Annotated in this window: 22 protein-coding genes; 19 read left to right on the top strand and 3 right to left on the bottom strand. The window is 71.7% G+C overall.

The genetic code is table 11. The features are described 5' to 3' along the window. The first annotated feature begins 2 nt into the window (after window positions 1-2). The 5 genes from ACLQ3F_RS20745 to ACLQ3F_RS20765 all read left to right on the top strand — a co-directional run bounded on the left by ACLQ3F_RS20745 (window position 3) and on the right by ACLQ3F_RS20765 (window position 9,264). Entirely contained in the window at window positions 3-845 is an 843-nt protein-coding gene (locus ACLQ3F_RS20745) for a polysaccharide deacetylase family protein (RefSeq protein WP_357195676.1), read from the top strand. 11 nt (window positions 846-856) lie between these two features. After that, entirely contained in the window at window positions 857-2,101 is a 1,245-nt protein-coding gene (locus ACLQ3F_RS20750; protein ID WP_357195679.1) for an MFS transporter, read from the top strand. A 64-nt stretch (window positions 2,102-2,165) separates the two neighbouring features. Further along, window positions 2,166-3,110, top strand: a complete 945-nt coding sequence (thrB, locus tag ACLQ3F_RS20755; RefSeq protein ID WP_425850893.1) for a homoserine kinase — start codon at window positions 2,166-2,168, stop codon at window positions 3,108-3,110. Window positions 3,111-3,406: 296 nt separating this feature from the next. After that, entirely contained in the window at window positions 3,407-5,590 is a 2,184-nt protein-coding gene (gene rho, locus ACLQ3F_RS20760; RefSeq protein WP_425850895.1) for a transcription termination factor Rho, read from the top strand. Between the two features lie 179 nt (window positions 5,591-5,769). Further along, the gene (locus tag ACLQ3F_RS20765) at window positions 5,770-9,264 is read left to right on the top strand and encodes a phosphodiester glycosidase family protein (protein WP_425850896.1); all 3,495 of its coding nucleotides are present in this window, start codon (window positions 5,770-5,772) and stop codon (window positions 9,262-9,264) included. 45 nt (window positions 9,265-9,309) lie between these two features. Here the strand turns inward: ACLQ3F_RS20765 and ACLQ3F_RS20770 are convergent, their stop codons facing one another. Continuing rightward, window positions 9,310-10,206 carry an AAA family ATPase gene (locus ACLQ3F_RS20770; protein WP_425850897.1) on the bottom strand — a complete coding sequence of 299 codons (897 nt, stop codon included), beginning with the start codon at window positions 10,204-10,206 and terminating at the stop codon, window positions 9,310-9,312. Window positions 10,207-10,481: 275 nt separating this feature from the next. On the opposite strand from ACLQ3F_RS20770, the gene rpmE reads away from it, so the two are divergent. Together rpmE and prfA are read left to right on the top strand one after the other, a co-directional pair. Further along, entirely contained in the window at window positions 10,482-10,706 is a 225-nt protein-coding gene (rpmE, locus tag ACLQ3F_RS20775) for a 50S ribosomal protein L31 (RefSeq protein ID WP_355008073.1), read from the top strand. A 133-nt stretch (window positions 10,707-10,839) separates the two neighbouring features. Further along, entirely contained in the window at window positions 10,840-11,928 is a 1,089-nt protein-coding gene (prfA, locus tag ACLQ3F_RS20780; protein ID WP_091405908.1) for a peptide chain release factor 1, read from the top strand. A 117-nt stretch (window positions 11,929-12,045) separates the two neighbouring features. Here prfA and ACLQ3F_RS20785 read toward each other — a convergent pair whose 3' ends face one another. Next, a complete protein-coding gene (locus ACLQ3F_RS20785; protein WP_357204054.1) occupies window positions 12,046-13,590 on the bottom strand; it encodes a GGDEF domain-containing protein in 1,545 nt (514 codons plus the stop codon). Window positions 13,591-13,663: 73 nt separating this feature from the next. Between ACLQ3F_RS20785 and prmC the strand changes: the two genes are divergently transcribed. The 4 genes from prmC (at window position 13,664) to ACLQ3F_RS20805 (ending at window position 18,088) form a co-directional block, all read left to right on the top strand. Beyond that, window positions 13,664-14,611, top strand: coding sequence for a peptide chain release factor N(5)-glutamine methyltransferase (prmC, locus tag ACLQ3F_RS20790; protein WP_425850899.1), 948 nt, complete (start codon window positions 13,664-13,666; stop codon window positions 14,609-14,611). Next, window positions 14,611-15,258, top strand: a complete 648-nt coding sequence (locus ACLQ3F_RS20795; protein WP_091406475.1) for an L-threonylcarbamoyladenylate synthase — start codon at window positions 14,611-14,613, stop codon at window positions 15,256-15,258. The genes prmC and ACLQ3F_RS20795 overlap by 1 nt, the downstream gene beginning before the upstream one ends. Then, window positions 15,259-15,870: a phosphotyrosine protein phosphatase gene (locus ACLQ3F_RS20800; protein ID WP_425850900.1), complete on the top strand. Its 612-nt coding sequence runs from the start codon at window positions 15,259-15,261 to the stop codon at window positions 15,868-15,870. Window positions 15,871-15,976: 106 nt separating this feature from the next. Further along, window positions 15,977-18,088 carry a transglycosylase domain-containing protein gene (locus tag ACLQ3F_RS20805; protein ID WP_357204057.1) on the top strand — a complete coding sequence of 704 codons (2,112 nt, stop codon included), beginning with the start codon at window positions 15,977-15,979 and terminating at the stop codon, window positions 18,086-18,088. A gap of 345 nt (window positions 18,089-18,433) precedes the next feature. Here the strand turns inward: ACLQ3F_RS20805 and ACLQ3F_RS20810 are convergent, their stop codons facing one another. Continuing rightward, window positions 18,434-19,897: an SDR family oxidoreductase gene (locus ACLQ3F_RS20810; protein WP_425850901.1), complete on the bottom strand. Its 1,464-nt coding sequence runs from the start codon at window positions 19,895-19,897 to the stop codon at window positions 18,434-18,436. Between the two features lie 35 nt (window positions 19,898-19,932). On the opposite strand from ACLQ3F_RS20810, the gene glyA reads away from it, so the two are divergent. The 8 genes from glyA to atpA all read left to right on the top strand — a co-directional run bounded on the left by glyA (window position 19,933) and on the right by atpA (window position 26,354). Continuing rightward, on the top strand, window positions 19,933-21,222 hold the full coding sequence (gene glyA, locus ACLQ3F_RS20815; RefSeq protein ID WP_355008066.1) for a serine hydroxymethyltransferase: 1,290 nt from the start codon (window positions 19,933-19,935) through the stop codon (window positions 21,220-21,222). Then, window positions 21,215-21,640 (top strand): hypothetical protein, encoded by a 426-nt coding sequence (locus tag ACLQ3F_RS20820; protein ID WP_425850902.1) that lies wholly within the window; start codon window positions 21,215-21,217, stop codon window positions 21,638-21,640. The genes glyA and ACLQ3F_RS20820 overlap by 8 nt, the downstream gene beginning before the upstream one ends. 181 nt (window positions 21,641-21,821) lie before the next feature. Then, entirely contained in the window at window positions 21,822-22,058 is a 237-nt protein-coding gene (locus ACLQ3F_RS20825; protein ID WP_355008064.1) for an AtpZ/AtpI family protein, read from the top strand. Window positions 22,059-22,069: 11 nt separating this feature from the next. Further along, window positions 22,070-22,867 carry a F0F1 ATP synthase subunit A gene (atpB, locus tag ACLQ3F_RS20830; protein ID WP_425850904.1) on the top strand — a complete coding sequence of 266 codons (798 nt, stop codon included), beginning with the start codon at window positions 22,070-22,072 and terminating at the stop codon, window positions 22,865-22,867. Between the two features lie 65 nt (window positions 22,868-22,932). Next, window positions 22,933-23,166: an ATP synthase F0 subunit C gene (locus ACLQ3F_RS20835; RefSeq protein ID WP_091405890.1), complete on the top strand. Its 234-nt coding sequence runs from the start codon at window positions 22,933-22,935 to the stop codon at window positions 23,164-23,166. A gap of 32 nt (window positions 23,167-23,198) precedes the next feature. Then, the gene (locus ACLQ3F_RS20840) at window positions 23,199-23,738 is read left to right on the top strand and encodes a F0F1 ATP synthase subunit B (RefSeq protein ID WP_112584053.1); all 540 of its coding nucleotides are present in this window, start codon (window positions 23,199-23,201) and stop codon (window positions 23,736-23,738) included. Further along, the gene (locus ACLQ3F_RS20845) at window positions 23,738-24,559 is read left to right on the top strand and encodes a F0F1 ATP synthase subunit delta (RefSeq protein ID WP_357204062.1); all 822 of its coding nucleotides are present in this window, start codon (window positions 23,738-23,740) and stop codon (window positions 24,557-24,559) included. Before ACLQ3F_RS20840 ends, ACLQ3F_RS20845 begins: the two co-directional genes overlap by 1 nt. A gap of 142 nt (window positions 24,560-24,701) precedes the next feature. After that, window positions 24,702-26,354, top strand: coding sequence for a F0F1 ATP synthase subunit alpha (gene atpA / locus ACLQ3F_RS20850; protein WP_366608051.1), 1,653 nt, complete (start codon window positions 24,702-24,704; stop codon window positions 26,352-26,354). Window positions 26,355-26,357: the final 3 nt, after the last annotated feature.

Here is a 26,357-nt window from a genome sequence, read left to right on the forward strand (position 1 = left end):
GGGTGTGGGTGAAGCGGGGCGGGCAGATGGCCGAGGGCGCGCGCGGGTGGGGCCGACGCGACCTGCTGCGCCGTGGCCTGCTGGTGGTGGGCGGTGTGGCCATCGGCGCGGGGACGTCCGAGGCGTGGTGGATCACCCATCGCCGGATGCCGATCGCCGGCGGCCCCGCCAGCGCCACCCTCGGTAACGGCCAACAGGATGTCGGCTCCGGCGCGGTGGACGTCGTCTGGTCCGGGCGGACCAACCAGCGCCTGGTGGCCCTCACCTTCGACGACGGGCCGGCACCACAGTGGACTCCCATGGTGCTCGACACACTGGCCCAGCACCGGGTGCCGGCCACCTTCTTCATGGTCGGCGCGCAGGTCCGTCGACACGCCGACGTCGTCCGCGACCGGCTCGCCGGGCACGAGGTGGGCAACCACAGCTGGGAACACCGGGACCTGGCCGAACTGGACGCCGCCGAGGCGTACGACGACCTGCGCCGCAGCCACGACGCGATCGCCGACCTGACCGGGGTGCCGCCGGCGCTCCTCCGCCCGCCGTACGGCCACCTGGGCGGGGCGGTGCTGCACGCGGCGGCCCGGCTGGACTATCGGCTGGTGCTCTGGTCGTTGCAGATGGTGGAGCGCCAGTTCCCCGACGATCCGGCCGGTCACGCCCAACGGATCGTGGCCGAGGTTCGACCGGGAACGATCGTGCTCGGCCACGATGTGGGGGCGCACCGGCGGCTGGTCGCACTGCGGGGTCTGACCGACATGATCAACGGGCTACGGTCGCGTGGTTACACCTTCGTCACGGTTTCGGCGCTGCTGGGAGCGGGTGTGGGTACGACACCGACCAGGTAGGGTCGCGCTCCGTGGCGTCCACCCTCTCGGTTCTGACCGGCAATCGGAGCTTCCGCAACCTCTTCGCCGCCGAGCTGGTGGTCTTCGGCGCCGACTGGTTCGTCATGGTGCCGCTGCTGGTGCTGCTGCCGCACCTGACCGGCAGTGGCGTCTGGGGCGCGCTGGTGTTGGCCGTGGACACCGGCATCGTGGCGTTGCTGCTGCCGTACACCGGCACCATCGCCGACCGCTTCGACCGCCGAAAGATCATGATCGCCGCGAACGTGGCCGCGCTGGCGGGCGTGTTGCTGCTGCTCGGCGTGCGGAACGCCGGAACCGCGTGGCTGGCGCTGGTCGCCATCGGAGTGGTGGCGGTCGCCAAGGCGTTCTACTCGCCGGCCGCCCAGGCTGCGCTGCCCAACGTGCTGGAGCCCCACGAACTCGCCGCTGGCAACGCCGTCGCCGGCTCGGCCTGGGGCACCATGACCGTGGTCGGTGCGTCGCTCGGCGGCGTGCTCAGCACCGCTGCCGGCCCGTACGTCTGCTTCTGGGTCGCGGCGGTGGGCCTGGCGGCGGCCGCGGCCCTCGCCACCCGGATCCGTCGGCCGTTGCAGGCGCCTCGGGACGCCGACCAACCGGCCCAGCGAACCTGGTCGGCGGTCCGCGAGGCGCTCGGCTACATCGGTCACCGCCCCCGGGTGCTCGCGCTTGTCACCGTCAAGTCCGCGGTGGGCCTGGGCAACGGCGTGCTGACAGTGTTTCCGCTGCTGGCCGGCGTGTACGGTGTCGGCCCGCTCGGTGCCGGCCTGCTGTTCGCCGTACGTGGCGCGGGAGCGTTGGTGGGGCCAATCCTGATGCGCCGGGTGTTGACCAACCGGGCCTGGCTGCTGCCCGGGCTCGCGCTGTCCATGTCGCTCTACGGCCTGTCCTACCTGGGCACCTCGGTGGTGCGATGGTTTCCGCTGGTGCTGCTGCTGGTCTTCGTGGCGCACTTCGCGGGTGGCAGCAACTGGGTGATGTCGAACTTCGCCCTTCAGGGTGAAGTCCCGGACCGGTTGCGGGGCCGCGTCTTCGCCACCGACATGATGCTGGCGACGCTGGCGATCTCGGTGAGTCAACTGGCGGTTGCCCTGGTGGTGGACTCGGTCGACGAACGGGTGGTGCTCGCCGGCTGCGGTCTGATCACCCTCGTGTACGCGGTCGGCTGGCGGATCGCCACCCGCCGGCTGTCGCTCACCGATCCGGCCGTCGAGCCGGTCCCGGACCCGGCCGGCTGAACTCGACGGTCCCAGGCAGCGGGCGCGGGACCGGTTCGTCGGTCCCGAGCCCTAGCATGGGCGCGTGCCGACGAACTTCACCGCCGAGCCGGTCCGGGTCCGCGTCCCGGCGACCAGCGCCAACCTGGGCCCGGGCTTCGACGCGCTGGGTCTCGCCCTCGGGCTCTACGACGACGTGGCCGCCGAGGTCGCTTCGGGCGGTGTCCGGGTGACAGTGACCGGGCAGGGTGCCGGTGAGCTGCCCGACGACGACCGGCACCTGGTGGTGCGGGCCATGCGCGCCGCGTTCGACGTGCTCGGGGCCCACCCCGCGGGGCTGAGCGTGGAGTGTGTCAACCGGATCCCGCAGGCACGTGGGCTGGGCTCCTCGTCCGCCGCGATCGTCGCCGGGGTGCTGCTGGCCCGTGCCCTGGTCGTCGATGGGGAGCAGCGCCTCGACGACGCCGGCGCGCTGCGACTGGCCGCCGAGATCGAGGGCCACCCCGACAATGTGGCGCCGTGCCTGCTCGGCGGTTTCACTGTGGCCTGGTCCGAGCCGGGCGGCGCCCGGGCGGTTTCGCTGCCGGTCGCCGCAGCGGTGCGGCCGACTGTTTTCGTTCCGGCGGAACGCGGTTTGACCGCGACCGCGCGGGCGGCTCTGCCGGCAACCGTGCCGCATGGTGACGCCGCGTTGACCGCCGGGCGCGCAGCGCTGCTGGTGCACGCGCTCACCACGGACCCGACCCTGCTGCTGCCGGCGACCGTCGACCGACTCCATCAGGATTACCGCGCAGCGGGCATGCCAGGCACATCTGCCCTGGTCAGCGCGCTGCGTGCGGCCGATGTGGCAGCTGTGGTCAGTGGGGCGGGGCCGACTGTTCTGGCGCTCAGTCAGCCTCCGGCGGGCTTCCCAGTGGGAACAGACTGGGAGATCTGGCAGTTACCGATAGACGTCAGCGGCGCGCGGGTCGCACGGGGTAGACTTGGACACGCCGAGCGGGACCCTGTTGCCGCAGGTCGGAAGAGTTGATTACGCTCTAGACCTAGCACAGCCGCGAAGCACGCGATCTCCTGCGGGGCGGCGCACCCCCGAAGCTCTCGGCGGTCAGCCCGTCTACCCCTGCCAAAGGCCCACGCCGCACCGCAGTTTCCACAGGTCGCCGCAGACGGCGAGACCTGCTCACCGACGTTGGTGAGTCGGGATACCGACCGGCTGCTGTGTCACAGACTCCCGCGACGCGTCCTTGCGAGGCGGGTGCACCGAGGCCGCCCGGCCACCTGAGCTCCGACTCCGGGCAGTCCCGGCCTATCGAGGGAAGGAATCCATTGAGCGACACCACCGACGTGACGTCGGATGTTTCCAACGTCGCTGGCGATGCCACCGCAGCCGCTCCCGCCCGTCGGCGGCGTAGCGGCACCGGTCTGTCGGCGATGCTGCTGCCAGAGTTGCAGAGCCTGGCTGCGTCGCTCGGCATCTCCGGCACGGCTCGCATGCGCAAGGGCGAGCTGATCGCCGCGATTTCCGAGCGGCAGGGCGGCAACGCCGCCGGGACCCCTCGACCACGGGCCGAGGTCGCGGCCGCGGCCGCCCCGACCCGTGAGGGAGTGCGCGCCGAGGTGCGGGAGACCGCCGACCGGCCGGCAGCCGAAGGACGCGGTGCCGAGCAGGCGCCGGCCGAGCCGGCCGCCGAGACCGAGGGCCGTAGCCGCACCCGGCGGAGCCGGACCGCAACGGCGGAGGCCCGTACCACCGAGGCTCGCCCCGCTGAGGCGCGGACGACCGAGGCGCGGACGACCGAGCCGCGGGCGACCGAGGCGCGGGCGACCGAGGCACGGACGACCGAGCCGCGTAGCGACGAGGCGGAAGCCGGCGAGCGGGCCGAGCGTGGCGAGAACCGCCGCGACCGGGCCGAGCGTCCGGAGCGCGCCGAGCGTGCCGACCGGGGCGAGCGTGCCGACCGGAATGAGCGTTCCGACCGGGGCGAGCGGGCCGAGCGTGGCGAGCGGACCGAGCGGGCCGACCGCGGTGAGCGTGCCGACCGGGGTGAGCGGACCGAGCGTGGCGAGCGCAACGACCGGGGCGACCGTGCCGAGCGTGGCGATCGGGCCGAGCGGGGCGAGCGCAACGACCGGGGCGAGCGTTCCGACCGGGGCGAGCGGGCCGAGCGCAACGACCGACCCGACCGTGGTGACCGCAACGACCGCAACGACCGTGGTCAGCGTGTCGAGCGGGACAGCGACGACGACGACGAGGGTGGCGGCCGGCGCGGCCGGCGCAGCCGTTTCCGGGACCGTCGCCGTGGGCGCGGCGAGCGGACCGAGACCGGCACCGACACCGGCGGGCGTGAGCCGCAGGTCAACGAGGATGACGTACTCGTCCCGGTGGCCGGCATCATCGACGTGCTCGACAACTACGCCTTCGTGCGGACGACCGGTTACCTGGCCGGCCCGAACGACGTGTACGTCTCGATGTCCCAGATCAAGAAGTACGGCCTGCGCCGCGGTGACGCGATCACCGGTGCGGTGCGGGCGGCCCGAGAGGGCGGCAACAGCGGTGACCAGCGGCGCGACAAGTACAACCCGCTGATGCGGCTGGACACGATCAACGGGATGGAGCCCGAGGAGGCCCGGCGTCGTCCGGAGTTCTACAAGCTCACCCCGCTCTACCCGCAGGAGCGCCTGCGGCTGGAGACCGAGCCGCACATCCTCACCACCCGGGTCATCGACCTGGTCATGCCGATCGGCAAGGGCCAGCGGGCACTCATCCAGTCTCCGCCCAAGGCGGGTAAGACGATGGTGCTGCAGGCGATCGCGAACGCGATCACCCGCAACAACCCGGAGTGCCACCTGATGGTGGTGCTGGTGGACGAGCGGCCTGAAGAGGTCACCGACATGCAGCGGTCGATCAAGGGCGAGGTCATCGCGGCCACGTTCGACCGTCCGCCGCAGGACCACACCACGGTGGCGGAGCTGGCCATCGAGCGGGCCAAGCGCCTCGTCGAGCTTGGGCACGACGTCGTCGTGCTGCTCGACTCGGTGACCCGGCTCGGTCGGTCGTACAACCTGGCGGCGCCGGCCAGCGGCCGGATCATGTCGGGTGGTATCGACTCCACGGCGCTGTACCCGCCGAAGCGCTTCCTCGGCGCGGCCCGCAACATCGAGAACGGCGGGTCGCTGACCATCATCGCCACGGCGCTGGTGGAGACCGGGTCCATGGCGGACACGGTCATCTTCGAGGAGTTCAAGGGCACCGGCAACGCCGAGTTGAAGCTGGACCGGAAGATCGCCGACAAGCGGACCTTCCCGGCCATCGACATCAACCCGTCCGGTACGCGTAAGGAAGAGGTCCTGCTCGCACCGGAAGAGCTGGCCATCATCCACAAGCTCCGGAAGGTGCTGCACTCGCTGGACTCGCAGGCCGCGATGGATCTTCTGCTGGACCGGCTCAAGCAGTCCCGCACGAACATCGAGTTCCTGATGCAGATCGCGAAGTCGACGCCGGGGGAGTAACCATCCCCGGGTGACGACGAAGGGGCACGGCCATCGCGGCCGTGCCCCTTCGTCATGTCCCGGGCCCGACATCCGCAGCCGGCGGGCGATGACCTCCACGCCGTCAGATGATGGAATTTTCCTTCGGTTCAGCCGACAGGTATTGAAACTTCTATTCATCGCCGGGTTGACTGTCGTCCATGCGTACCCGCAGACGATCCGCCCGCCGCACCGGCGTCCTGCTGCTGACGCCGCTGCTCGCCCTGGCCCTGTCGCCGCCGGCCACCGCCGCACCCACCATCGACCCGCCCAGACCGGCCTCACCGTCCGTGGCCTCACCCACCATCGCCGAGGACGCGCCGCCCGCGTCCTCCCGCCCGGCCGGCTCGGTCAGCCTGTCCGCCGCGCCGACGGTCGCGACCGCCCCGACCACCGGCGCTGGTGGTCTGGAGCCGGCCGGTGGGCTGGAGACCACGAAGGCCACCCGGCCGGTCGCGCCGGGCGTGCAACTGACGTCCTTCGACCGGTACGACGCCGAGGGCTGGCTGCGCGCCGACGCGCTCACCACCGACCTGGCCGGCGGCTCCACGGTCGACTACGTCAACTCCGGCGCGGTCAGCCGGGCCGAGCCCCTGCGAAAGGCGGTGGACCAGTCGCGCGCCGTCGCCGCGGTCAACGGCGACTTCTTCGACATCAACAACTCCGGTGCCGCCCAGGGCGTCGGCGTCCGTGACGGCGAGCTGATCCAGTCGGGGGTCAACGGTCATCGCAACGCGGTGGCGGTCACCACCAACGGGGTCGGGCGGGTGATCGAGGTGAACTTCGACGGCAGCGCCGCCCTGCCCACCGGGCCGGTCCCGCTGACCCAGTTCAACAACATGGTGCAGTCCGACGGCATCGGCGCCTTCACCGAGCTGTGGGGGACGTACTCCCGGCAGCGTGCCGTGGAGGGCGCGGCCCGGGTGGTCGAGGTCACCGTGACCGGCGGTCGGGTGGCCGCGGTGGGAAGCGTGGCCGGTAGCGGCCCGATCGTCGCGGGCAGCACCGTGCTGCTCGGCCGCGACCTCGGCGCGGACGCGCTTGCCGGTCTGCGCCCCGGTGACCCGGTGGCGGTCGCCTGGCGGCCGAAGCCGTCCGACGGCAGCACCCTGCACGCGGCGGTCGGGGGCGGCAACGTCCTCGTCCGCGACGGCGTCGTGCAGGCCATCGCCGACCCGACCCTCGCACCCCGCACCGCCGTCGGGTTCAGCGCCGACGGTCGAAAAATGATCATGCTGACGGTGGACGGCCGTCAGGTCGACAGCCGCGGCGTGACGCAGACCGAGATGGGCCGGATGATGGCCGAGTTGGGCGCCCACCACGCGCTCAACCTGGACGGTGGCGGATCGTCCACGCTGCTGGCCCGGGAGCCGGGCGCGCCCGCCGTGCAGCTGGAGAACGGCCCCTCCGACGGCAGCGAGCGGGCCGTGCCCAACGGCCTGGCCATCTACGCGCCGAAGGGCAGCGGGCGACTCACCGGCTACTGGGTCGAGACGGCCAGCGACCCCACCGCCGCCCCGGGCGTCTCACCGGTGCGAGGTGGACGGCCCGACCGGGTCTTCCCGGGGCTGACCCGCACACTCACCGCATCCGGCCACGACGAGACGTACGGCCCGGCGGCCGGCGCCCCCACCTGGCGGGCGACCCCGGCGGTACGCGGCCGGGTGGACAGGGACGGCGTGTTCCACGCCGCCGCGCCGGGGGCCAGCACGGTCACCGTCGGACGGGGGCGGGTCACCGGCTCGCTGAACCTCACGGTGCTCGGCCCGCTGGCCCGGATCGGCACCACCGCGCCGCGGGTCGGGCTGACCGGCCGGGACGGTGACGCCCTGGTCGGCGTCGTCGGGTACGACGCCGAAGGCAACACCGCGCCGATCGAGCCGGACGACCTCACCCTCGACTACGACCGGGACCTGCTGCGGATCACCCCCACCGGGGACGGCAACCTGTCCATCGCTGCTTTACGGGACACCGGCTCCGGCCTGGTGACCGTTCACGTCGGACGTACGAGCGCGGTCCTGCCGGTCACCGTCGGGCTGACCGACGTGCCGGTCGCCGGTTTCGACGACGCCGCGTCCTGGCGGTTCAGTCAGGCCCGTGCCAGCGGTTCGGTGGCGCCGGCGCCCGGGCACACCGGCACCGGTCTGCGCATGTCGTACGACTTCGGCCAGTCGACCGGCACGCGGGCCGCGTACGCCGACCCGCCCGCCTGGATCGAGGTGCCCGGTCAACCGCAGGCCTTCGGGATGTGGATCCACGGCAACGGCACTGGGGAGTGGCCCAGCCTGCACCTGCACGACGCCCAGGACACGCAACACGTGCTGCGTGGCCCACTGATCACCTGGACCGGTTGGCGGTACGTGGAGTTCGCGGTGCCGGCCGGGGTGCAGTACCCGGTGCGGGTACGCCGCTTCTACGTGGCCGAGACGAACGCGGCGGCGCAGTACACCAGCGAGGTGATCATCGATGACCTGGTGGCGAAGGTGCCCCCGACCGTCGACGTGCCGCAGGTGGCCCCGCGTACCGATCGGGTGGTGGTCCGCGACGGCACTGTGGACGGCGCGCCGTGGCGGTTCGCTGTGCTCTCCGACGCCCAGTTCGTCGCCGCCGACCCGGACAGCGACCTGGTCGCCCAGGCCCGGCGGACGTTGCGCGAGGTGCGGGCGGCCCGGCCGGACTTCCTCCTGATCAACGGCGACTTCGTGGACACCGCCTACGCGGCCGACTTCGCGCTGGCCCGGCGGATCCTCGACGAGGAGTTGGGCGACGCGCTGCCCTGGTACTACGTGCCCGGCAACCACGAGATCATGGGCGCTCCGATCAGCAACTTCGCGGCCGCGTTCGGTGCCACCTCCCGGGTGTTCGACCACAACGGCACCCGGTTCGTCACGCTGAACTCGTCCACCGGGACGCTGCGCGGCGGAGGCTTCGACCAGGTACGGATTCTCCGCGAGACGCTGGACGCCGCGGCCACCGACCGGCGCGTGGGGTCGGTCGTCGTCCTGCACCACCACCCGCCGCGTGATCCCAGCCCGGCGCAGGCCAGTCAGCTCGGCGACCGCAAGGAGGCGGCGCTGCTGGAACAGTGGCTGGCCGACTTCCAGCACCGCACCGGCAAGGGCGCGCTGTTCGTGGGTGGGCACGTCGGCACCTTCCACGCCGACCGGGTGGACGGGGTGCCGTACGTGATCAACGGCAACGCCGGCAAGACGCCGTCCACCCCTGCCGACCAGGGCGGCTTCACCGGTTGGACGGAGTTCGGCGTGGACCCGGTGACCCCGGCCGAGGCCGACCGGGCCCGTCGTGACCCCCTCGCCGAGGGCCCGCGTTGGGTGGACGCGGAGTTCCACGCGCACGCCGACCGCCTCACCGTGGCCGCCCCGGCCAGCGTCGCGGTCGGCACCTCCGTGGCGGTCACCGCCACGCTGACCCAGCCCGGCGGGCGTACGGTCCCGGTGGCCGCACCGGTCAGCGCCGACTGGTCGGCGTCGCCGGGAGTGCACGTCGGCTCGGCGGCCGGGGTGCGCCCCTGGCACACCGCCCGGTTCGACCCGGCCACCGGCACCCTGACGGCACTGCGGCCCGGCGCGCCGATACGCCTGACGGTCGAGGTGAACGGCGTGCGCGCCGAGGCCACCATCACCGTCACCGGGTGAAACCGTCCGGACGGGCCCCCAACGCGCGGGGCCCGTCCGGACACCTCAGAAGTCGCCGTCGGCCACCTGGAAGACGGTGAGGCCCAGGGATCGCCACATCTGGACCACCTGGACGCGGTCGTCGAAGACGCCGGCCACCCGGTAGCGGTCCCGGATCTCCCGGTCGTAGATCTCCCGCTTGACGATCGAGTCCTTCCGGGAGTCGCCGACGGCGCGCAGGTGCAGGCCCAGGTACGGCACTCGTACGTGCCGGGCCAGCCACGCCTCGGTGGCCGCGCGGGCGGAGGCGTCCCGCCCCGAGCAGAAGACCACCCCGTACCCGGCGGCGTGCATCGCCCGGACCGCCGCGATCACCGCCGAGTTCGGCTGGTCCTGACCCACCCGGGTCATGTCGTACGGGCTGCGGGAGACGGCCAGCGCGACTGTGCCGTCGATGTCCACCAGGACGATCTCCGGTGGCTCGGTCGACGGCGGGTGCACCACGGCGGGTCGCCCGGTGCGGGCCTGCGGCACCGGCAACGGCAACTCCCGGCCCTGAAGGTAACGCTCGTGCAGCCGGCGGATCGCGTCCGCGCCGACCTGGTCGGTGGCCGGGCGGGCGGCGTCGCGGCGCAGGCACTCGTCCAGCGGCACGTCGGTGAAGTCGTGCACCTCGAAGTCCGCGCCGTGGCGGGCGGCCAGCTCGGCCCAGCCGCGCAGGGTCCGCGCGCGCAGGTTGGTGTCGTCCACGCAGACGTCCGCTCGGGCCCGCAGCAGCGCCTCGACCTGAGCCTGCTGTACGGCCGTCACCTGCGCCTCGGCCCACTGGGTGAACAGCCGTTCGCCGTGCAGCATCCGACGCAGATCGTCCCGGTTCACCCGCGACACGGACGGCTGGAGCGTGCGGGCGAACGTCGTCTTGCCTGAGGCGGGCAGTCCCCGGGTGGCGATCAGACGGGTCATCGGCCCACCTCCGGCTCGACGGGCGTACCCCGGCCGGGGTACCTGGCGGCGGTCCGCCGGGTGCGCGAATGCCCCGCCGGGCGGCGGGAATGCGGACGGGTATGCACGTGTTGACGATGCCGGACGAGGTGTGCGGCCCGATTACCGGGTCGGCTCAGGCCCATGGCACACTGGTCAATCGGCCACCGGTTCCGGTTCACGCCCGAGCCCGTCGCGTACGGCGCGACGAGCGATGACGGCGACCCGGCGACCACCAACGAGAGGACCGAGGCGACATGAAGGCAAACATCCACCCGGAGTACGTGACCACCGAGGTCAGCTGCTCCTGTGGCAACACGTTCACGACCCGCAGCACCGCCAAGGGCGGCACGATCCACGCCGAGACCTGCAGCGCCTGCCACCCGTTCTACACCGGTAAGCAGCGCGTTCTCGACACCGCCGGCCGGGTCGCGAAGTTCCAGCAGAAGTACGCCAAGGTTCAGGCCAAGAAGGCCAAGTAACTCCTCGTTCGGCGCCCGCGTCCGGTTTTTCACCGGAAGCGGGCGCCGTCCGCGTTTTCCTCCATTTCCGCCCGGCCGCTGGCCTCCCGGCCCCGGCCTGGTCGTCGCGCACCGTCGAAGGAGCATCCGCAGCATGAGCAGCGAGCGTCTGGCCGGCCTTCTCGACGAGTACGCGGAGCTGGAGAAGCGGTTGGCCGATCCGGCCATCCACGCCGACCAGGCCACCGCGCGCAGGGTCGGCCGCCGGTACGCCGAGCTGGTGCCGCTGCACAAGGCCGCCGACGAGTTGGAGCAGGCCCGCGCCGATCTGGCAGCGGCTCGCGAACTGGCCGCCGAGGACCCGTCCTTCGCGGCTGAGGCGGACGCCATCGCCGGGTCCCTGCCGGTGTTGGAGGAACGGCTCGCCGAGCTGCTCATTCCGCGCGACCCGCACGACGCCAAGGACGTGATCGTCGAGATCAAGGCCGGTGAGGGTGGCGAGGAGTCAGCGCTGTTCGCCGGTGACCTGCTGCGGATGTACACCCGGTACGCCGAGCGGCACGGCTGGGTCACCGAGGTGATCGACGCACAGGATTCCGACCTCGGCGGGGTCAAGGACGTCTCCCTGGCGATCAAGACCAAGGGTGTGCCGGACGGTGGCAACGGTGTCTGGTCGCGGCTCAAGTGGGAGGGCGGCGTGCACCGGGTGCAGCGTGTCCCGGTGACGGAGTCGCAGGGCCGGATCCACACCAGCGCCGCCGGGGTGCTGGTGCTTCCGGAGGCCGAGGACGTCGACGTCACGATCGACCAGAACGAGCTGCGCATCGACGTGTTCCGCTCGTCCGGCCCGGGTGGCCAGTCGGTGAACACCACCGACTCGGCGGTGCGGATCACCCACCTGCCGACCGGCATCGTCGTCTCCTGCCAGAACGAGAAGTCCCAGTTGCAGAACCGGGAGCAGGCGATGCGGATCCTGCGGGCCCGGCTGCTCGCCGCCGCCCAGGAGCAGGCCGACGCCGCCGCCTCGGACGCGCGCAAGGCCCAGGTGCGCACCGTGGACCGCTCGGAGCGGATCCGCACCTACAACTTCCCGCAGAACCGGATCACCGATCACCGGATCGGCTACACCGCGTACAACCTGGATCTGGCGCTCGGCGGCGAGCTGGACGGGGTGCTGGACGCCCTCACCGAGGCCGACCGGGCCGCCCGGCTGGCCGGCGACACCGAGCTGACCCGCCGCTGACCCCGGCCCTCGGCCCCTCGCCGTCCGGGTCGATCATGGAGTTGTGGTGGGTTGATTGTGGCGTCGTGGGCCTTTTGTGGGGCACCACAACTCCATGATCGACCCTGCGAGGGGTGATCAGCTTGCGCGCGGGCGGGTCTTGGCGCGGAGCATCTCGCGGTCGGCCTGCTCGAACGCGACGCTGAGCGCGTCGCGCAGCCCGCTGCCACCGGAGACCTCGGCGAAGCCGATGCTGACCCCGACCGGGGTGCCCGGGACCAACGACTCCCAGTCCTCCAGGCGGACCGCCGCCTCGATCCGGCGGGCCACCTCGGCGGCCTCGATCATGCCGGTGTCCGGCAGCACCACCACGAATTCGTCACCGCCGTAGCGGGCCACGAAGTCGTCCCGGCGCATCACCCGGTTGATCACGCCGGCGATGCGTTGCAGCACCAGGTCGCCCGAGTGGTGCCCGTGCCGGGTGTTGACCGCCTTGAACCCGTCCAGGTCGCAGACGCCGATCACCACTCGATCGCCGCGGGTGACCACGGCCGTGATGTAGCGCTCCAACCGGCGGCGGTTGGGCAGCCCGGTGAGCGGGTCGGTCAACGCCTCGCCCTCGAAGCGTGCCGCCTCACGGCGCATCTCCTCGTGGTCGATGCGGGCGGCGATGCCGTCGATGTAGACGTCGCGCAGCCGGTCGTTGCGCTGCGCGGCGAGCCGGAACGCCAGCCGGTCGGCCCGGTGCGCCGCCAGGTGGTCCCCGGCGCGGGTCAACGCGATGCTGCGCAGCCGGGCCGGCTCGGCCGCCCCGAGCGTCTCGTTGGAGACCTGGACGGTGTCCAGTCGGGCGACCGCCTCGATCGGCCGACCGTCGGCGACGGCGAGGCACACCTGCCCGAGCTGACGCAGGTCGCGGGCGCGGGCGCTGTCCCCGCCGTGGGTCATCAACCGGGCCGGCTCGGGGCCTTCGGTCGCCACCTGATCGCCGAGCGCGGCCTGTCGAGCTGCCGCATAGCCGTACGCGGCGAGGCTGCTCGGGCGTAGCTGGGCCGCCCGCCCGGCGCGGACGAAGCGGGTCAGGTCGGCGGCCACGTCCCGGAGCACCCGCAGGCAACCGTCGCTGTCGCCGTTGTGGTCGAGGGCCACCGCGTTGCGCAGCCGGATGCCCGGCGCGGCGAACGTCTCCTCCGGGATCCCGGCGGTCAGCCCGAGCTGCCGGGCCCGCTCGATGGCCCCCAGGGCGTACCCGTGGAAGCTGAGGTAGCTGTAGGCCATGGCCAGGTCGTGCCAGCCCCAGGCGGTGTCCCGGTCCGGGTCGGCGACGGCGCCCAGAGCCCGGGCCGCCCGGACGAGGTGCATGACGCAGCGGTCCAGTGCGCCCTGGTGGTGCGCGGCGAGCGCGGCAAGGGCGTTGAGGTGACCGTGCAGATAGGGCTCGGCGAGGTCGCGGACCGCCGCCGACGCCTCTTCGATGGCCCGGGTGAACTCCGCCGTCCGACCGAGATTGATCAGCGCGGAGAGTCGCTGCACCATGGCGTCCGCTCGCGCCGCCGGGCCGTCGGTGGTGCGGATCACACGCTCCAGCAGGACGTACGCCTCCGCGGAGCGGCTGGCCTCCTGCAACGCCCGGGCGTGCGTCAGGGCGTCAACCTGGTCATCGACCCGGTCGAGCCAGCCCACCCGTCAACCTCCTGTCGTGCGCGCCTGGGCGCACCTGTTCGTCACGTCGCCCGCGACGCTTCATGATTATGTCGTGAGTACTTTGCCGCAACACCCCCCCGAAGGGACAGGTCCCATCCGGCCGTCCGCCGCGGTGGCCCGAGCGGCCCGCGCCCTCGCCGCCGCCGGGGTCGGCTCCGCCCGGGTGGAGGCCGAGTTGCTGGCGGCGTACGTGCTCGGGGTTCCCCGGGGTCGGTTGGCCATCGCCGACGACCTGAGCGACGACCAGGTGGTGCGGCTCGACGAGTTGACGCGCCGACGCGCCGCGCGTGAGCCGTTGCAGCACCTGACCGGGCGGGCCGGGTTCCGGCACCTGGAGCTGTCGGTCGGCCCGGGTGTCTTCGTGCCCCGCCCGGAGACCGAGCTGTTGGCCGGCTGGGGCGTCGAGCAGGCCCAGGGGCGGCCCGACCCGGTGGTGGTGGACCTGTGCAGCGGTTCGGGCGCGATCGCCCTCGCGGTGGCTCAGGAGCTGCCGGCAGCGCGGGTGATCGCTGTTGAGCGGTCCGCGGGGGCGCTGGTGTGGCTGCGGCGCAACGCGGCGGAGCGCGCCGCGGCGGGGGACCGGCCGATCGAGGTGGTCGAGGCGGATGTGACAGCGCCGGACCTGCTGGCCGAGCTGGTGGGCCGGGTGGACGTCCTGCTCTGCAACCCGCCGTACGTGCCGGACGACGTGGTGGTCCCGCCGGAGGTGGCCGGTCACGACCCGGCGGAGGCGGTCTTCGGCGGCGCGGACGGTCTGGTGGTGATCCGGCCGGTCGTCGCTCGTGCGGCGGCGCTGTTGCGTCCGGGGGGTGCGTTCGGCATCGAGCACGACGACACCCACGGCGCGGCGGTGCCCGAACTGCTCGCACAGGACGGCGGCTTCACCGCTGTCGCAGAGCATCTGGACCTCACCGGGCGTCCCCGCTACGCGACCGCGTCCCGACGGGCGGACGGCCAGCACGCCCCGATCGGGGCGGCGTGGCAGACTGACTCCTCGTGATGCTCTACGACTGCCGATCGCCCGCCGATCGGGACCGCGGCATCGCCGCGGCGATCGAGGCGGTCAAGAACGGCGAGCTGGTCGTTCTCCCGACGGACACCGTGTACGGGATCGGCGCGGACGCGTTCACCCCGTACGCGGTCAAGGCGCTGCTCGATGCCAAGGGCCGGGGTCGGCAGATGCCGCCGCCGGTGCTGATCGGCTCGCGGCACACCCTGGACGGGTTGGTCTTCTCGCTGCCCACGGCCGCCCGGGACCTCGTGGAGGCGTTCTGGCCGGGTGCCCTGACGATCGTTGTCGAGCACTCGCCGAGCCTGCAGTGGGACCTGGGCGACAAGACCGGCACGGTGGCGGTGCGGATGCCGCTGCACCCGGTGGCGTTGGAGGTGCTGCGCGAGACCGGCCCGATGGCGGTCTCGTCGGCCAACAAGACCGGCCAGCCGGCCGCGGTCACCGCCGACGAGGCACGTGACCAGCTCAGCTACTCGGTGCGGGCCTACCTGGAGGCCGGCCCCTGCCCGGATCCGGTGCCCAGCACGATCGTCGATCTGACCGGTGAGGTGCCGCAGCTGCTGCGGGCCGGGGCGATCCCGTTGGAGAAGCTGCGCGACGTGGTTCCGGATCTCGTCGACGGTCGGGCGGTCTGAGTGCCCCCGTTCACTGTTCTGCACGTCTGCATGGGCAACATCTGCCGCTCGCCGATGGCGGAGCGGCTGCTGGCCCTGGCGGTGCGGGAGCGGCTGACCCGGCGTTCGCAGGACCCGACCCAGGCCGAGGAGCTGGTGCACAGCCACAGCGCCGGCACGGGTGGCTGGCACGCGGGTGAGGAGATGAACCCGCCGGCGGCACGGCAGGTCACCGGCCGTGGTGGGGACGTGGCGGGGTTCGCCGCGCGCAAGCTGCGCTCGGACCACATCGACGCCGCCGACCTGGTCCTGACCGCCACCGCCGACCAGCAGGAGTACGTGGTGGCTCTTCGTCCGGACGCGGCGGCCCGCACGTTCGTGCTGGGCGAGTTCGGCCGGCTGCTGGCCGCCGTGGACGCCGCCGCGCTGCCACCTGGTGACGCCACCCCGGAGGCCGTGTACGCCCGGGGGATGGCCCTGGTGGCGGCGGCGCACGACGCGCGGCTCGGCGCCTCGGCGCTGACCACCGATGACCTGGATGACCCGTGGGGTCGTGGCGACCAGTGCTTCAGCCGGGTCGCCGACGAGATCGAGGAGACGGTCCACCCGCTGGCCGGCGCGCTGCTGCCCTGAGCGTGGTGCGAGTTTCCTCCGGGTTTGGGGAAAACCCAGGGCCAAAGGGGCGTTCCGGGTCATTCTGAACGGGTCCTAGCGTGACCGGCTCCTGCGGGGAGAGCTGATGATCCGGGCCCAACTCGACAAACTGCTGACCGTGGTGATCGCCGGAGTGCTGGCCGGGTTGGTGCTGGCCGCCGCCGCACTGCCCGCGGCCCTGGTCTTCGGGATCGGCTTCAGCGCCCTGTCGACGCCGTACTCGGAGCTGCCGAACACACTCCGGACGCCGCCCACCGCGCAGCGCTCCAACCTGTACGCCAACGACGGCACCACCCTGATCACCTCCTTCTACCAGGAGGACCGGGTGGACGTGCCGCTGCACGAGGTGGCTCCGGTCATGCGCCGGGCGATCGTGGCCGCCGAGGACGTCCGGTTCTACCAGCACAGCGGGGTCGACCTGCGGGGCGTCGTGCGCGCGTTCACAGTCAACAAGCGCGACGGCCAGACCCGGCAGGGCGCCTCCACGCTGACCATGCAGTACGTCCGCAACGTGCTCAGCAACGACCCTCGGCTGACCGAGGCGCAGCGGGACGCCGCCACCGAACTCACCACCGTCCGCAAGCTCCAGGAGATGCGGTACGCGCTCGCGTTGGAGCGCGAACTCGACAAGGACGAGATCCTGACCCGTTACCTCAACATCGCCTACTTCGGTGCCGGGGCGTACGGCATCGCGGCGGCCAGCAAGCGGTACTTCTCCCGCTCCCCGGCCGAACTGACCCTGGCCCAGGCGGCACTGCTCGCCGGTCTGGTGCGCTCGCCGGACAGCGACGACCCGATCAACGGCGACGCCGACAGCGCGGTGGCCCGACGGTCGTACGTGTTGGAGCGGCTCGTGGAGACGGGGCAGGTGCCGGCGGACGCGGCGGCGGCGGCCCGAGCCGAACCGCTGCAACTGCTGCCCAGCGAGACCCCGAACGACTGCACGGGTGTGCCCGACGCGCACCGCGACTGGGGCTTCTTCTGCGACTGGTTCACCCGCTGGTGGAGCAGCCAGTCGGCGTTCGGGGCGACCGCCGACGAACGGCAGCGCACGCTGCGCCGGGGCGGTTTCTCGATCGTGTCGTCGCTGGACCCGGGGGTGCAGCGGGCCACCACCGAGCAGGTGCTGAAGATCTACGCGCCGACCAGGGCCGAGGCGGTGCCCACCGCGGTGGTGCAACCAGGCACCGGGCGGGTGCTGGCCATGTCGGTGAACCGCTCCTACAGCGTGGCGGACAACCCGGTCGGGCAGAAGAACCGACCGAACACCGTCAACCAGTTGGTCGCCGGCGGCGGCGCGATCGAGGGGTACCAGGGCGGCTCGACGTTCAAGCTCTTCACCCTGCTCGCCGCGCTGGAGTCCGGCCTGCCGCTGTCGACCGACTTCGTGGCGCCGACCCAGTTGCTCACCCGCTTCCCGGTGACCGGGGCAGCGAGCTGCGACGGACGCTGGTGTCCGGCGAACGCCAGCCCGTCGTCGATGGACGGCCCCCGCACCATGTGGAGCGCGTTCGGCCGCTCGGTGAACACGTACTTCGCCTGGCTCACCGAGAAGGTCGGCGCCGACCGGGTGGTGGAGATGGCCGAGCGGCTCGGCATCGTGCTGCGGGCCGAGTCCGACGCCAAGCTGGCCCGCTACGGCGCGAAGGACTGGGGTCCGTTCACCCTGGGCGTGGCCGCGACCACCCCGTTGGACCTGGCCAGCGCGTACGCCACAGTGGCAGCCGAAGGGACCTGGTGCGCGCCCCTGCCGGTGGTGTCGATCACCGACTCGGGCGGCCGACCGGTCGACGCCGCCAAGCCGGACTGCCGACAGGTGCTCGACCCCGACGTGGCACGGGCGGCCACCGACGCGGCCCGCTGCCCGGTCGGCGACCAGTCGATGTACGGGCGCTGCGACGGCGCCACCGCACCCGGGCTGCGGGCGAAGCTCGGCCGCCCGGTGGCGGGCAAGACCGGCAGCTCCGAGCGGTACGAGACGGAGACGGTGGTGGCGTTCACGCCGCAACTCGCGGTCGCCTCGATGGCCGCGAACCCGGACGATCCCCGGGACGCGGTCGGTCAGGCGGTGCAGGCCCAGATGGTGAACGCGGTCGGCGAGGTGCTCGCCTTCGCCCTGCGCGACCAACCGGTCCGCGACTTCGTTCCGCCGAGCGAACGCGCCGCCTTCCAAACCCAACCCCAAGCCGGCAACTGACCCCACCCCACCCCGGGCCCCGCCCCAGCCCGGTCGATCATGGACTTGTGGTGGGCATTGAATCCACAAGCGCCCTTTTTGTGGGGCACCACAACTCCATGATCGACGCGGGTGACGCGCGACGCGGGGTAGCGCGAGACGCACCCCGCCTCACTCCCGCGATCTTGCAGTTTCTGTCGCGACAAAGGGCGCATTAGCTCTCGAATCGACAACACAAAGTGCAAGATCGCGGAGTGGGGCTGGCGGGAGTGGGGCGGGGCGGGGTGCGGCGGCGCGGGCGACGTGAGCGATGCCGCCGCGCGGGGAGGCAAGGGAGACAGGGGAGGCGCGGGAGGCGCGGGGTGGTTAGCGGGGCTGTTCGGCGTTGCGGGCTATGTTGCGGGCCATTCCGCCGAAGACCACCGCGTGGAACGGGGCCACCGACTTCCAGTAGGCGTGCCCCGGAAGGCCGCGCGGCAGGAAGACGGCGCGTTGCTGGTAGCGGCTGCGGCCGTCGTCGGCCGGAAGGACCCGCATCTCCAGCCAGGCCCGGCCGGGTAGGCGCATTTCGGCGCGTAGGCGCAGCAGCTCGCCCGGGATGATCTCCTCGACTCGCCAGAAGTCCAGCGCCTCGCCGACCTGGAGGCGGTGCGGGTCGCGTCGACCTCGCCGCAGCCCGACCCCGCCGACCAGCCGGTCCAGCCAGCCGCGGATCGACCAGGCGAGGGGGAACGAGTACCAGCCGTGTTCGCCACCGACGCCCTCGACGACCCGCCAGAGCGCGGTGGGTGGTGCGTCAACCGTCCGCTCCCGGACGTCGGTGTAGGCGGTGCCACCGGACCACACCGGGTCGGTGGGCAGTGGCTCGGCGGGCGCGTCCGGGCCGCTCGCTGTGGACCAGCGGGTCTCCACCTGGGCGTCGCGCACCTTGGCCAGCGCCAGCGCCACCGCCTCGTCGAAGCCGGTCAGCCCGCCGGGCGGGTCGGGGATGTAGCGGGCGATGTCGTGTTCGTGGGCGACCGCTTCGTGGATCAGGCTCTCCACCAGGGGCCGGGCAATCTTGTTCGGCACCGGGGTGATCAGCCCGACCCAGTGCGAGGAGAGGGACGGGGTGAGCGGGCGGACCGGCACGATGATCCGCCGGCGCAGCCCGGCCACCCGGGCGTAACGCTGCATCATCTCGCGGAAGGTCAGCACGTCCGGACCGCCGACGTCGAAGCCCCGGTTGACCTCGGCCGGCAGTTCGGCGCAGCCGGCCAGGTAGTGCAGCACGTCGCGGACCGCGATCGGTTGGATCCGGTTGCGGACCCAACGTGGGGTGATCATGGCGGGCAGCCGCTCGGTCAGGTAACGCAGCATCTCGAACGACGCCGAGCCGGACCCGATGATCACCGCGGCGCGGAGCACCGCCGTGGGCACCCCGCTGCCCAGCAGGATCCGGCCGACCTCGGCACGGGACCGCAGGTGCGGGGACGGGACCTCCGCGTCGGACGCCGGCTCGGGGCCGCCCAGGTAGACGATCCGCCGTACGCCGGCGGCGCGCGCCGCTGCCGCGAAGTTGGTCGCCGCCGCCCGGTCGGCCGCCTCGAAGTCGGACCGGCCCAGCGAGTGCACCAGGAAGTACGCGACGTCCACGTCGGCGAACGCGGCGGGCAGCGTCTCCGGCCGACTCAGGTCTCCTTCGACGATCTCGGCCGCCGAGGCCCAGGGCACGTCGCGCAGCCGTACCGCCTTGCGGGCGAGGCAGCGCACTGTGTGCCCGTCGGCGAGCAGCAGCGGCGTCAGCCGCCCGCCGATGTAGCCGGTAGCGCCGGTGACGAGGCATCTCACGGGTTCCAGTGTGCGGCCCCCTAGACTCGTTCGCTGTGGAGACCGAGACGAGCACCTTCTGGGGGCCGGATTTCGCGCAGCTCAGGGCCACCGACCCGGAGATCGCCGGGGTGGTCCTCGGCGAGTTGGACCGGTTGCGCGGCGGCCTACAGCTCATCGCCAGCGAGAACCTGACCTCGCCGGCGGTGCTGGCCGCGCTCGGTTCGACGCTGACGAACAAGTACGCCGAGGGTTACCCGGGCCGGCGCTACTACGGCGGTTGTGCCGAGGTGGACCGGGCCGAGGAGATCGGCATCGCCCGGGCCAAGGAACTCTTCGGGGCCGAGCACGCGAACCTCCAGCCGCACTCCGGGGCGAGCGCCAACCTGGCCGCGTACGCCGCGTTGGTGCAGCCGGGGGACACGGTGCTGGCGATGGACCTGCCGCACGGCGGGCACCTCACCCACGGCAGCCGCGTGAACTTCTCCGGCAAGTGGTTCCACCCGGTCGGCTACCCGGTCCGGCCGGACACCGAGCAGATCGACTACGACGAGGTACGGGACCTGGCGCGGGCGCACCGACCCAAGCTGATCATCTGTGGGGCCACCGCGTACCCGCGCCTGATCGACTTCGCGCGGTTCCGGGAGATCGCCGACGAGGTCGGCGCGTACCTGATGGTGGACGCTGCGCACTTCATCGGCCTGGTCGCCGGTCGGGCGATCCCGTCCCCGGTGCCGTACGCCGATGTCGTCTGCGCCACCACCCACAAGGTCCTGCGCGGGCCGCGCGGCGGCATGATCCTGTGCCGCGAGTCGCTGGCCCAGCGGATCGACAAGGCGGTCTTCCCGTTCACCCAGGGCGGCCCGCTGATGCACGCGGTCGCGGCCAAGGCGGTCGCGTTGCGCGAGGCCGCCCAGCCGGAGTTCCAGACGTACGCCCGGCAGGTGGTCAGCAACGCCCAGGCGCTCGCCGCCGGGCTGGCCGACGAGGGGATGCGCCCGGTGTCCGGTGGCACCGACACCCACCTCGCCCTGATCGACCTGCGGGAGCTGGGGGTGACCGGCACCGAGGCCGAGCGCCGCTGCGACGCCGCGTCGATCACCCTGAACAAGAACGCCATCCCGTACGACCCGCAGCCGCCGATGGTGGCCTCCGGCATCCGGGTGGGCACACCGAGCGTCACCACGCAGGGGATGCGCGAGGGGGAGCTGCGTCAGGTGGCGACCCTGATCGCCCGTGCGGTGCGCACCGATCCCGGTGCCGCGGGCGGGGTCGACGAGTTGACCCGGCTCGGTGCCGAGGTGGCCGAGCTGGTCGCGGCGTTCCCGGCGTACCCCCGTGGCTGAGCCCGGGGTGGTCGAGCCGGGCACCGACCGGCGGTGGCGGCTGCGGCACCTGCCGGTGTTGCTGGCCGCGTCGGCGGCGCTCGCCGTGGTCGCCGCTGTGGTGGGCGGGGTGACCGGCGGTGTGACTGCAGCGGTCGGCGCGGCGGCCGGCGTGGGCGTCACGGTGCTCAGCTACACCCTCACCACGGTGGTGCTGGCGCGGGCCGACCAGGTCAACCCGCAGTTGCTGCTGCCGCTCGGTGTGGGCCTGTACGTGCTGAAGTTCAGCCTGTTGGGTGCGGTGCTGGTGGCGGTGGCGTCGACTGGTTGGCCCGGTTTGATCCCTCTTTGCCTTGGCATCGTCGCCGGGGTGGCAGTGTGGACAGCGGTGCACCTCTGGTGGCTGACCACGGTGCACGCTCGCCGGCCGCACGGCTGACCTGGCGGTCGTCCCAACCAGCGGACGCGCCGCAATGTGTCGGCCTCCGGTCATTTTCCGACGGGCGGAAGGGGAGTAGCGTGCCCACAGACGACGGCGCCCACGAGAAGCCCACACAACGACGGTTGTGCGGGGGGTGAGGCACAGCCTCGTCTTCCCGGCTGATATCGTTCGCCCCGTCATGGCTGGTGACCAAACCCCCCGTCCCGCCGGTGATTCGGACGATTATCCGTCCGGCGCCGGTCAGGGTTGGACCGCGCTCAGCTACCTCATCGGAGGAATGCTCGTGTGGGGTTTCATCGGCTGGCTGGTCGACCAGTGGCTCGATACAGGTGGCGTCGCCACCGGGATCGGCGTCGTGCTCGGCGTGACCGGGGGGATCATCCTCGTCGTCCGTCGGCTCGGCACGCCTACTTAGGAAGGGACACGGTGTTCGGAGAGGCGAACGTTCTGGCAGCGGGCCAGGCGGCATTCCCACCCAGTGTGGACGACTTCTACCTGCCCGCGATCGTGCCCTGGGGCGCGGAGAACGCCCCGTGGTTCACCAAGTTCACGCTGATGATCTGGATCGCGGTCGGCGTTCTGATCATCTTCTTCCTGGCGACCTATCGGAACCCGCAGTTGGTGCCGACCAAGAAGCAGTGGTTCGCCGAGTCGATCTACGGCTTCGTGCGCAACAACATCTCGGTCGACATGATCGGTCACCAGGGCGTGCGGTTCGCTCCGTACTTCACGACGCTGTTCTGCTTCGTGCTGTTGACGAACTCGTTCGCGATCATTCCGTTCTTCCAGATCTCGCCGAACTCGCACATCGCCTTCCCGGCGATCCTCGCGGTGATCAGCTACGTGCTGTTCAACTACATCGGCATCCGGCACCACGGCTTCGGCAAATACTTCAAGCACGCCCTGATCCCGCCGGCACCGTGGTACATCCTGCCGCTGCTGATCCCGATCGAGGCGTTCTCGACTTTCATCATCCGGCCGTTCTCGCTGGCCGTCCGTCTCTTCGCGAACATGTTCGCCGGCCACATGCTCCTGCTGGTCTTCACGCTCGGCGGCTTCGCGATGCTCAACGCCAACGCCTGGCTGGCGCCGATCTCGGTGGTCTCCTGGGTGATGACAGTGGCGCTGACCCTCCTCGAGGCGCTGGTCATCGTCCTGCAGGCATACGTCTTCACCGTGCTGAGCGCGAGCTACATCCAGGGCGCGCTCGCCGAAGAGCACTGATCCACGCACCAACCGTTGTCGTCCCGCGTGAGAGTCACGCGTGATAACCAGGAGGAACCACACCAATGGACGCTAGCGTTCTCGCCGAGGTCACCGGTAGCACCGCTGCCATCGGCTACGGTCTCGCCGCCATCGGCCCGGGCATCGGCGTTGGCCTGGTCTTCGCCGCCTACATCCAGTCGACCGCCCGGCAGCCCGAGTCGTCGCGCATGACCCTGCCGTACGTCTGGATCGGCTTCGCCGTCATCGAGGCGCTCGCGCTGTTCGGCATCGCCTTCGGCTTCATCTGGGCCGGCTGATTCCGCCCCTTCCGACCGGGAGGTCACCCATGTTGTTCCTCCTCGCCGCCGAGGGTGGTGAGTCAGACCACAACCCGATCATTCCGATCTGGCAGGAGATCGTGGTCGGCACGGTCGCCTTCGCCGTGCTCTGCTTCGTGCTGATGAAGTTCGTCTTCCCGCGCATGGAGCAGACGTTCCAGGCTCGGGTCGACGCGATCGAGGGCGGCATCAAGCGCGCCGAGGCCGCCCAGGCCGAGGCGAACCAGCTGCTCGAGCAGTACCGTGCCCAGCTCGCTGAGGCTCGGACCGACGCCGCCAAGATCCGTGACGACGCGCGGGCCGACGCCGAGGGCATCCGTCAGGACATCCTCGCCAAGGCGCGGGAAGAGTCCGACCGGGTCATCCAGGCGGGCAAGGACGCGCTCGCCGCCGAGCGGGCCACCATCGTGCGCGAGCTGCGCGCGGAGGTCGGCACCATCGCGGTGGACCTGGCCAGCAAGATCGTTGGCGAGTCGCTGGCCGACGAGGCGCGGCGTAAGGGCACCGTCGACCGGTTCCTGAGCGGTCTCGAGAGCACGGGGGCCCGCTGATGCAGGCCGCCAGCCGGGAGTCGTACAAGGTCGCGGCCGAGCGCCTCGACGCGTACGTCCGCGGCGCGGAGCCGTCGGCGGTGGCCTCCACCGCTGACGCCATCCTCTCCGTGGCGACCCTGCTGCGGCGTGAGCCGCGGCTGCGCCGGGCGCTCTCCGAGCCGGCCCGCTCCGGCGAGGATCGCGGGGCGCTGCTCGGCGACATGCTGGGCGGGCGGATCGGCGCGGACGCGCTCGACCTACTCGTGTCGCTGGTCGCCGGCCGGTGGTCGGCACCGTCGGAGCTGCTCGACGGCACCGAGCGGCTGGGCGTGGAGGCGCTGCTGGCCAGCGCCGACAAGGCCGGTGAGCTTGGCGAGGTCGAGGACGAGCTGTTCCGCTTCGGCCAGGTCGTCTCCGGGCAGCCGGCGCTGAGCAATGCGCTCGCCGACCCGGTCGCCCCGGTCGAGCAGCGGGCCACCCTGGCCCGCGAGCTGCTCGCCGACAAGGCCCGCCCGGTCACCGTCCGCCTCGTCGAGGCGGCGCTCGGCGGGTTCGGGGGACGCTCCTTCAGCGGGGCGCTCACCCGGCTGGTCGAGCTGGCCGCCGACCGGCGTGACCGGCAGGTGGCGTACGTGACGGTCGCGGCCCCGTTGAGTGACGAGGACGAGCGTCGGCTGGGTGCGAGCCTCACCGCGATATACGGTCGAGAGGTCTCCGTCAAGCAGACGGTCGACCCCGCCGTTCTCGGTGGCGTGAGCGTCCGGGTCGGTTCCGACCTGTACGACGGCACCATCCTGCGCCGCCTCAACGAGACCCGCAACGCGCTCGCGAAGCGCTGAACGGCTTCGCCGCCCGCAATGCGGTGGTTCCGCCGCCTCACCGTTGGGGCGGCTCCGCCGCCGCAGCGCCCGGATTGACAGACGCCATTCGGACCGGTTGGTACTAGGTATCCCGGGCCCCTGAATTTTAAGGAAGCAGAGGATGGCCGAGCTGACCATCTCGACGGAGGAGATCCGCGGCGCCCTGGAGCGCTACGTCTCCTCTTACTCGTCCGACGTCTCCCGCGAGGAGGTCGGCACCGTCGCCGACACCGGCGACGGCATCGCCCACGTCGAGGGCCTGCCCTCGACCAAGACCAACGAGCTCCTGGAGTTCGAGGACGGCACGCTCGGCGTGGCGTTGAACCTCGACGTGCGGGAGATCGGCGTCGTCGTCCTCGGTGACTCCGCCAAGCTCGAGGAGGGCCAGCGGGTCAAGCGCACCGACCGGGTCCTCTCGGTCCCGGTCGGCGACGCCTTCCTCGGCCGCGTGGTCAACGCCCTCGGCCAGCCGATCGACGGCCTCGGCGACATCGCCGAGGAGGGCTACCGCGAGCTGGAGCTGCAGGCTCCGAACGTGATGGCCCGGCAGTCGGTGTTCGAGCCGCTGCAGACCGGCATCAAGGCCATCGACGCGATGACGCCGATCGGCCGGGGCCAGCGGCAGCTGATCATCGGTGACCGGAAGACCGGCAAGACCACTGTCGCGCTGGACGCCATCCTCAACCAGCGGGACAACTGGCGCACCGGCGACCCGAAGAAGCAGGTCCGCTGCATCTACGTCGCCATCGGCCAGAAGGCCTCCACCATCGCCTCGATCAAGGGGCAGCTGGAGGAGGCGGGCGCGCTGGAATACACCACCATCGTCGCCTCGCCGGCCTCCGACCCGGCCGGCTTCAAGTACCTCGCCCCGTACACCGGCTCGTCCATCGGGCAGCACTGGATGTACGGCGGCAAGCACGTCCTGATCGTCTTCGACGACCTGAGCAAGCAGGCCGAGGCGTACCGGGCCGTGTCGCTGCTGCTGCGTCGCCCGCCGGGCCGTGAGGCGTACCCGGGTGACGTCTTCTACCTGCACTCCCGTCTGCTGGAGCGCTGCGCGAAGCTCTCCGACGAGCTGGGTGGCGGCTCGATGACCGGTCTGCCGATCATCGAGACGAAGGCCAACGACATCTCGGCCTTCATCCCGACCAACGTCATCTCGATCACCGACGGCCAGATCTTCCTGGAGACCGACCTGTTCAACCAGGGCGTTCGTCCGGCGATCAACGTCGGCACCTCGGTCTCCCGGGTCGGTGGCGCCGCGCAGGTGAAGCCGATGAAGAAGGTCTCTGGTTCGCTGCGGCTCAACCTGGCCCAGTACCGCGAGCTGGAGGCGTTCGCCGCCTTCGCTTCGGACCTGGACAAGGCCTCGCAGAACCAGCTGAACCGTGGTTCGCGTCTGGTGGAGCTGCTCAAGCAGTCGAACTACTCGCCGTTCCCGGTGCAGGAAGAGGTCGTCTCGGTCTGGTCCGGCGTCGAGGGCAAGCTCGACGACATCCCGGTCGGCGAGGTGCGGCGCTTCGAGTCGGAGTTCCTCCAGTACCTGCGGCACAAGCACGAGGGTGTCCTCGCGTCGATCGCCGACAACCAGTGGAACGACGACATCACCGGCTCCCTGGACACCGCGATCGCGGAGTTCAAGCAGGTCTTCCTCAACAAGGAGGACGAGCGCAAGGTCAACGACGCGCCGGCCGCTCCGCTTGAGGGCGACGAGAACCGCGAGACGGTGACCCGCTTCCGCGACAGCGCGACCGACCGCCCGGCCGAGAGCTGATCC

It is taken from the genome of Micromonospora sp. DT15, assembly GCF_049841475.1.
In the GTDB taxonomy this organism is placed as follows: domain Bacteria; phylum Actinomycetota; class Actinomycetes; order Mycobacteriales; family Micromonosporaceae; genus Micromonospora.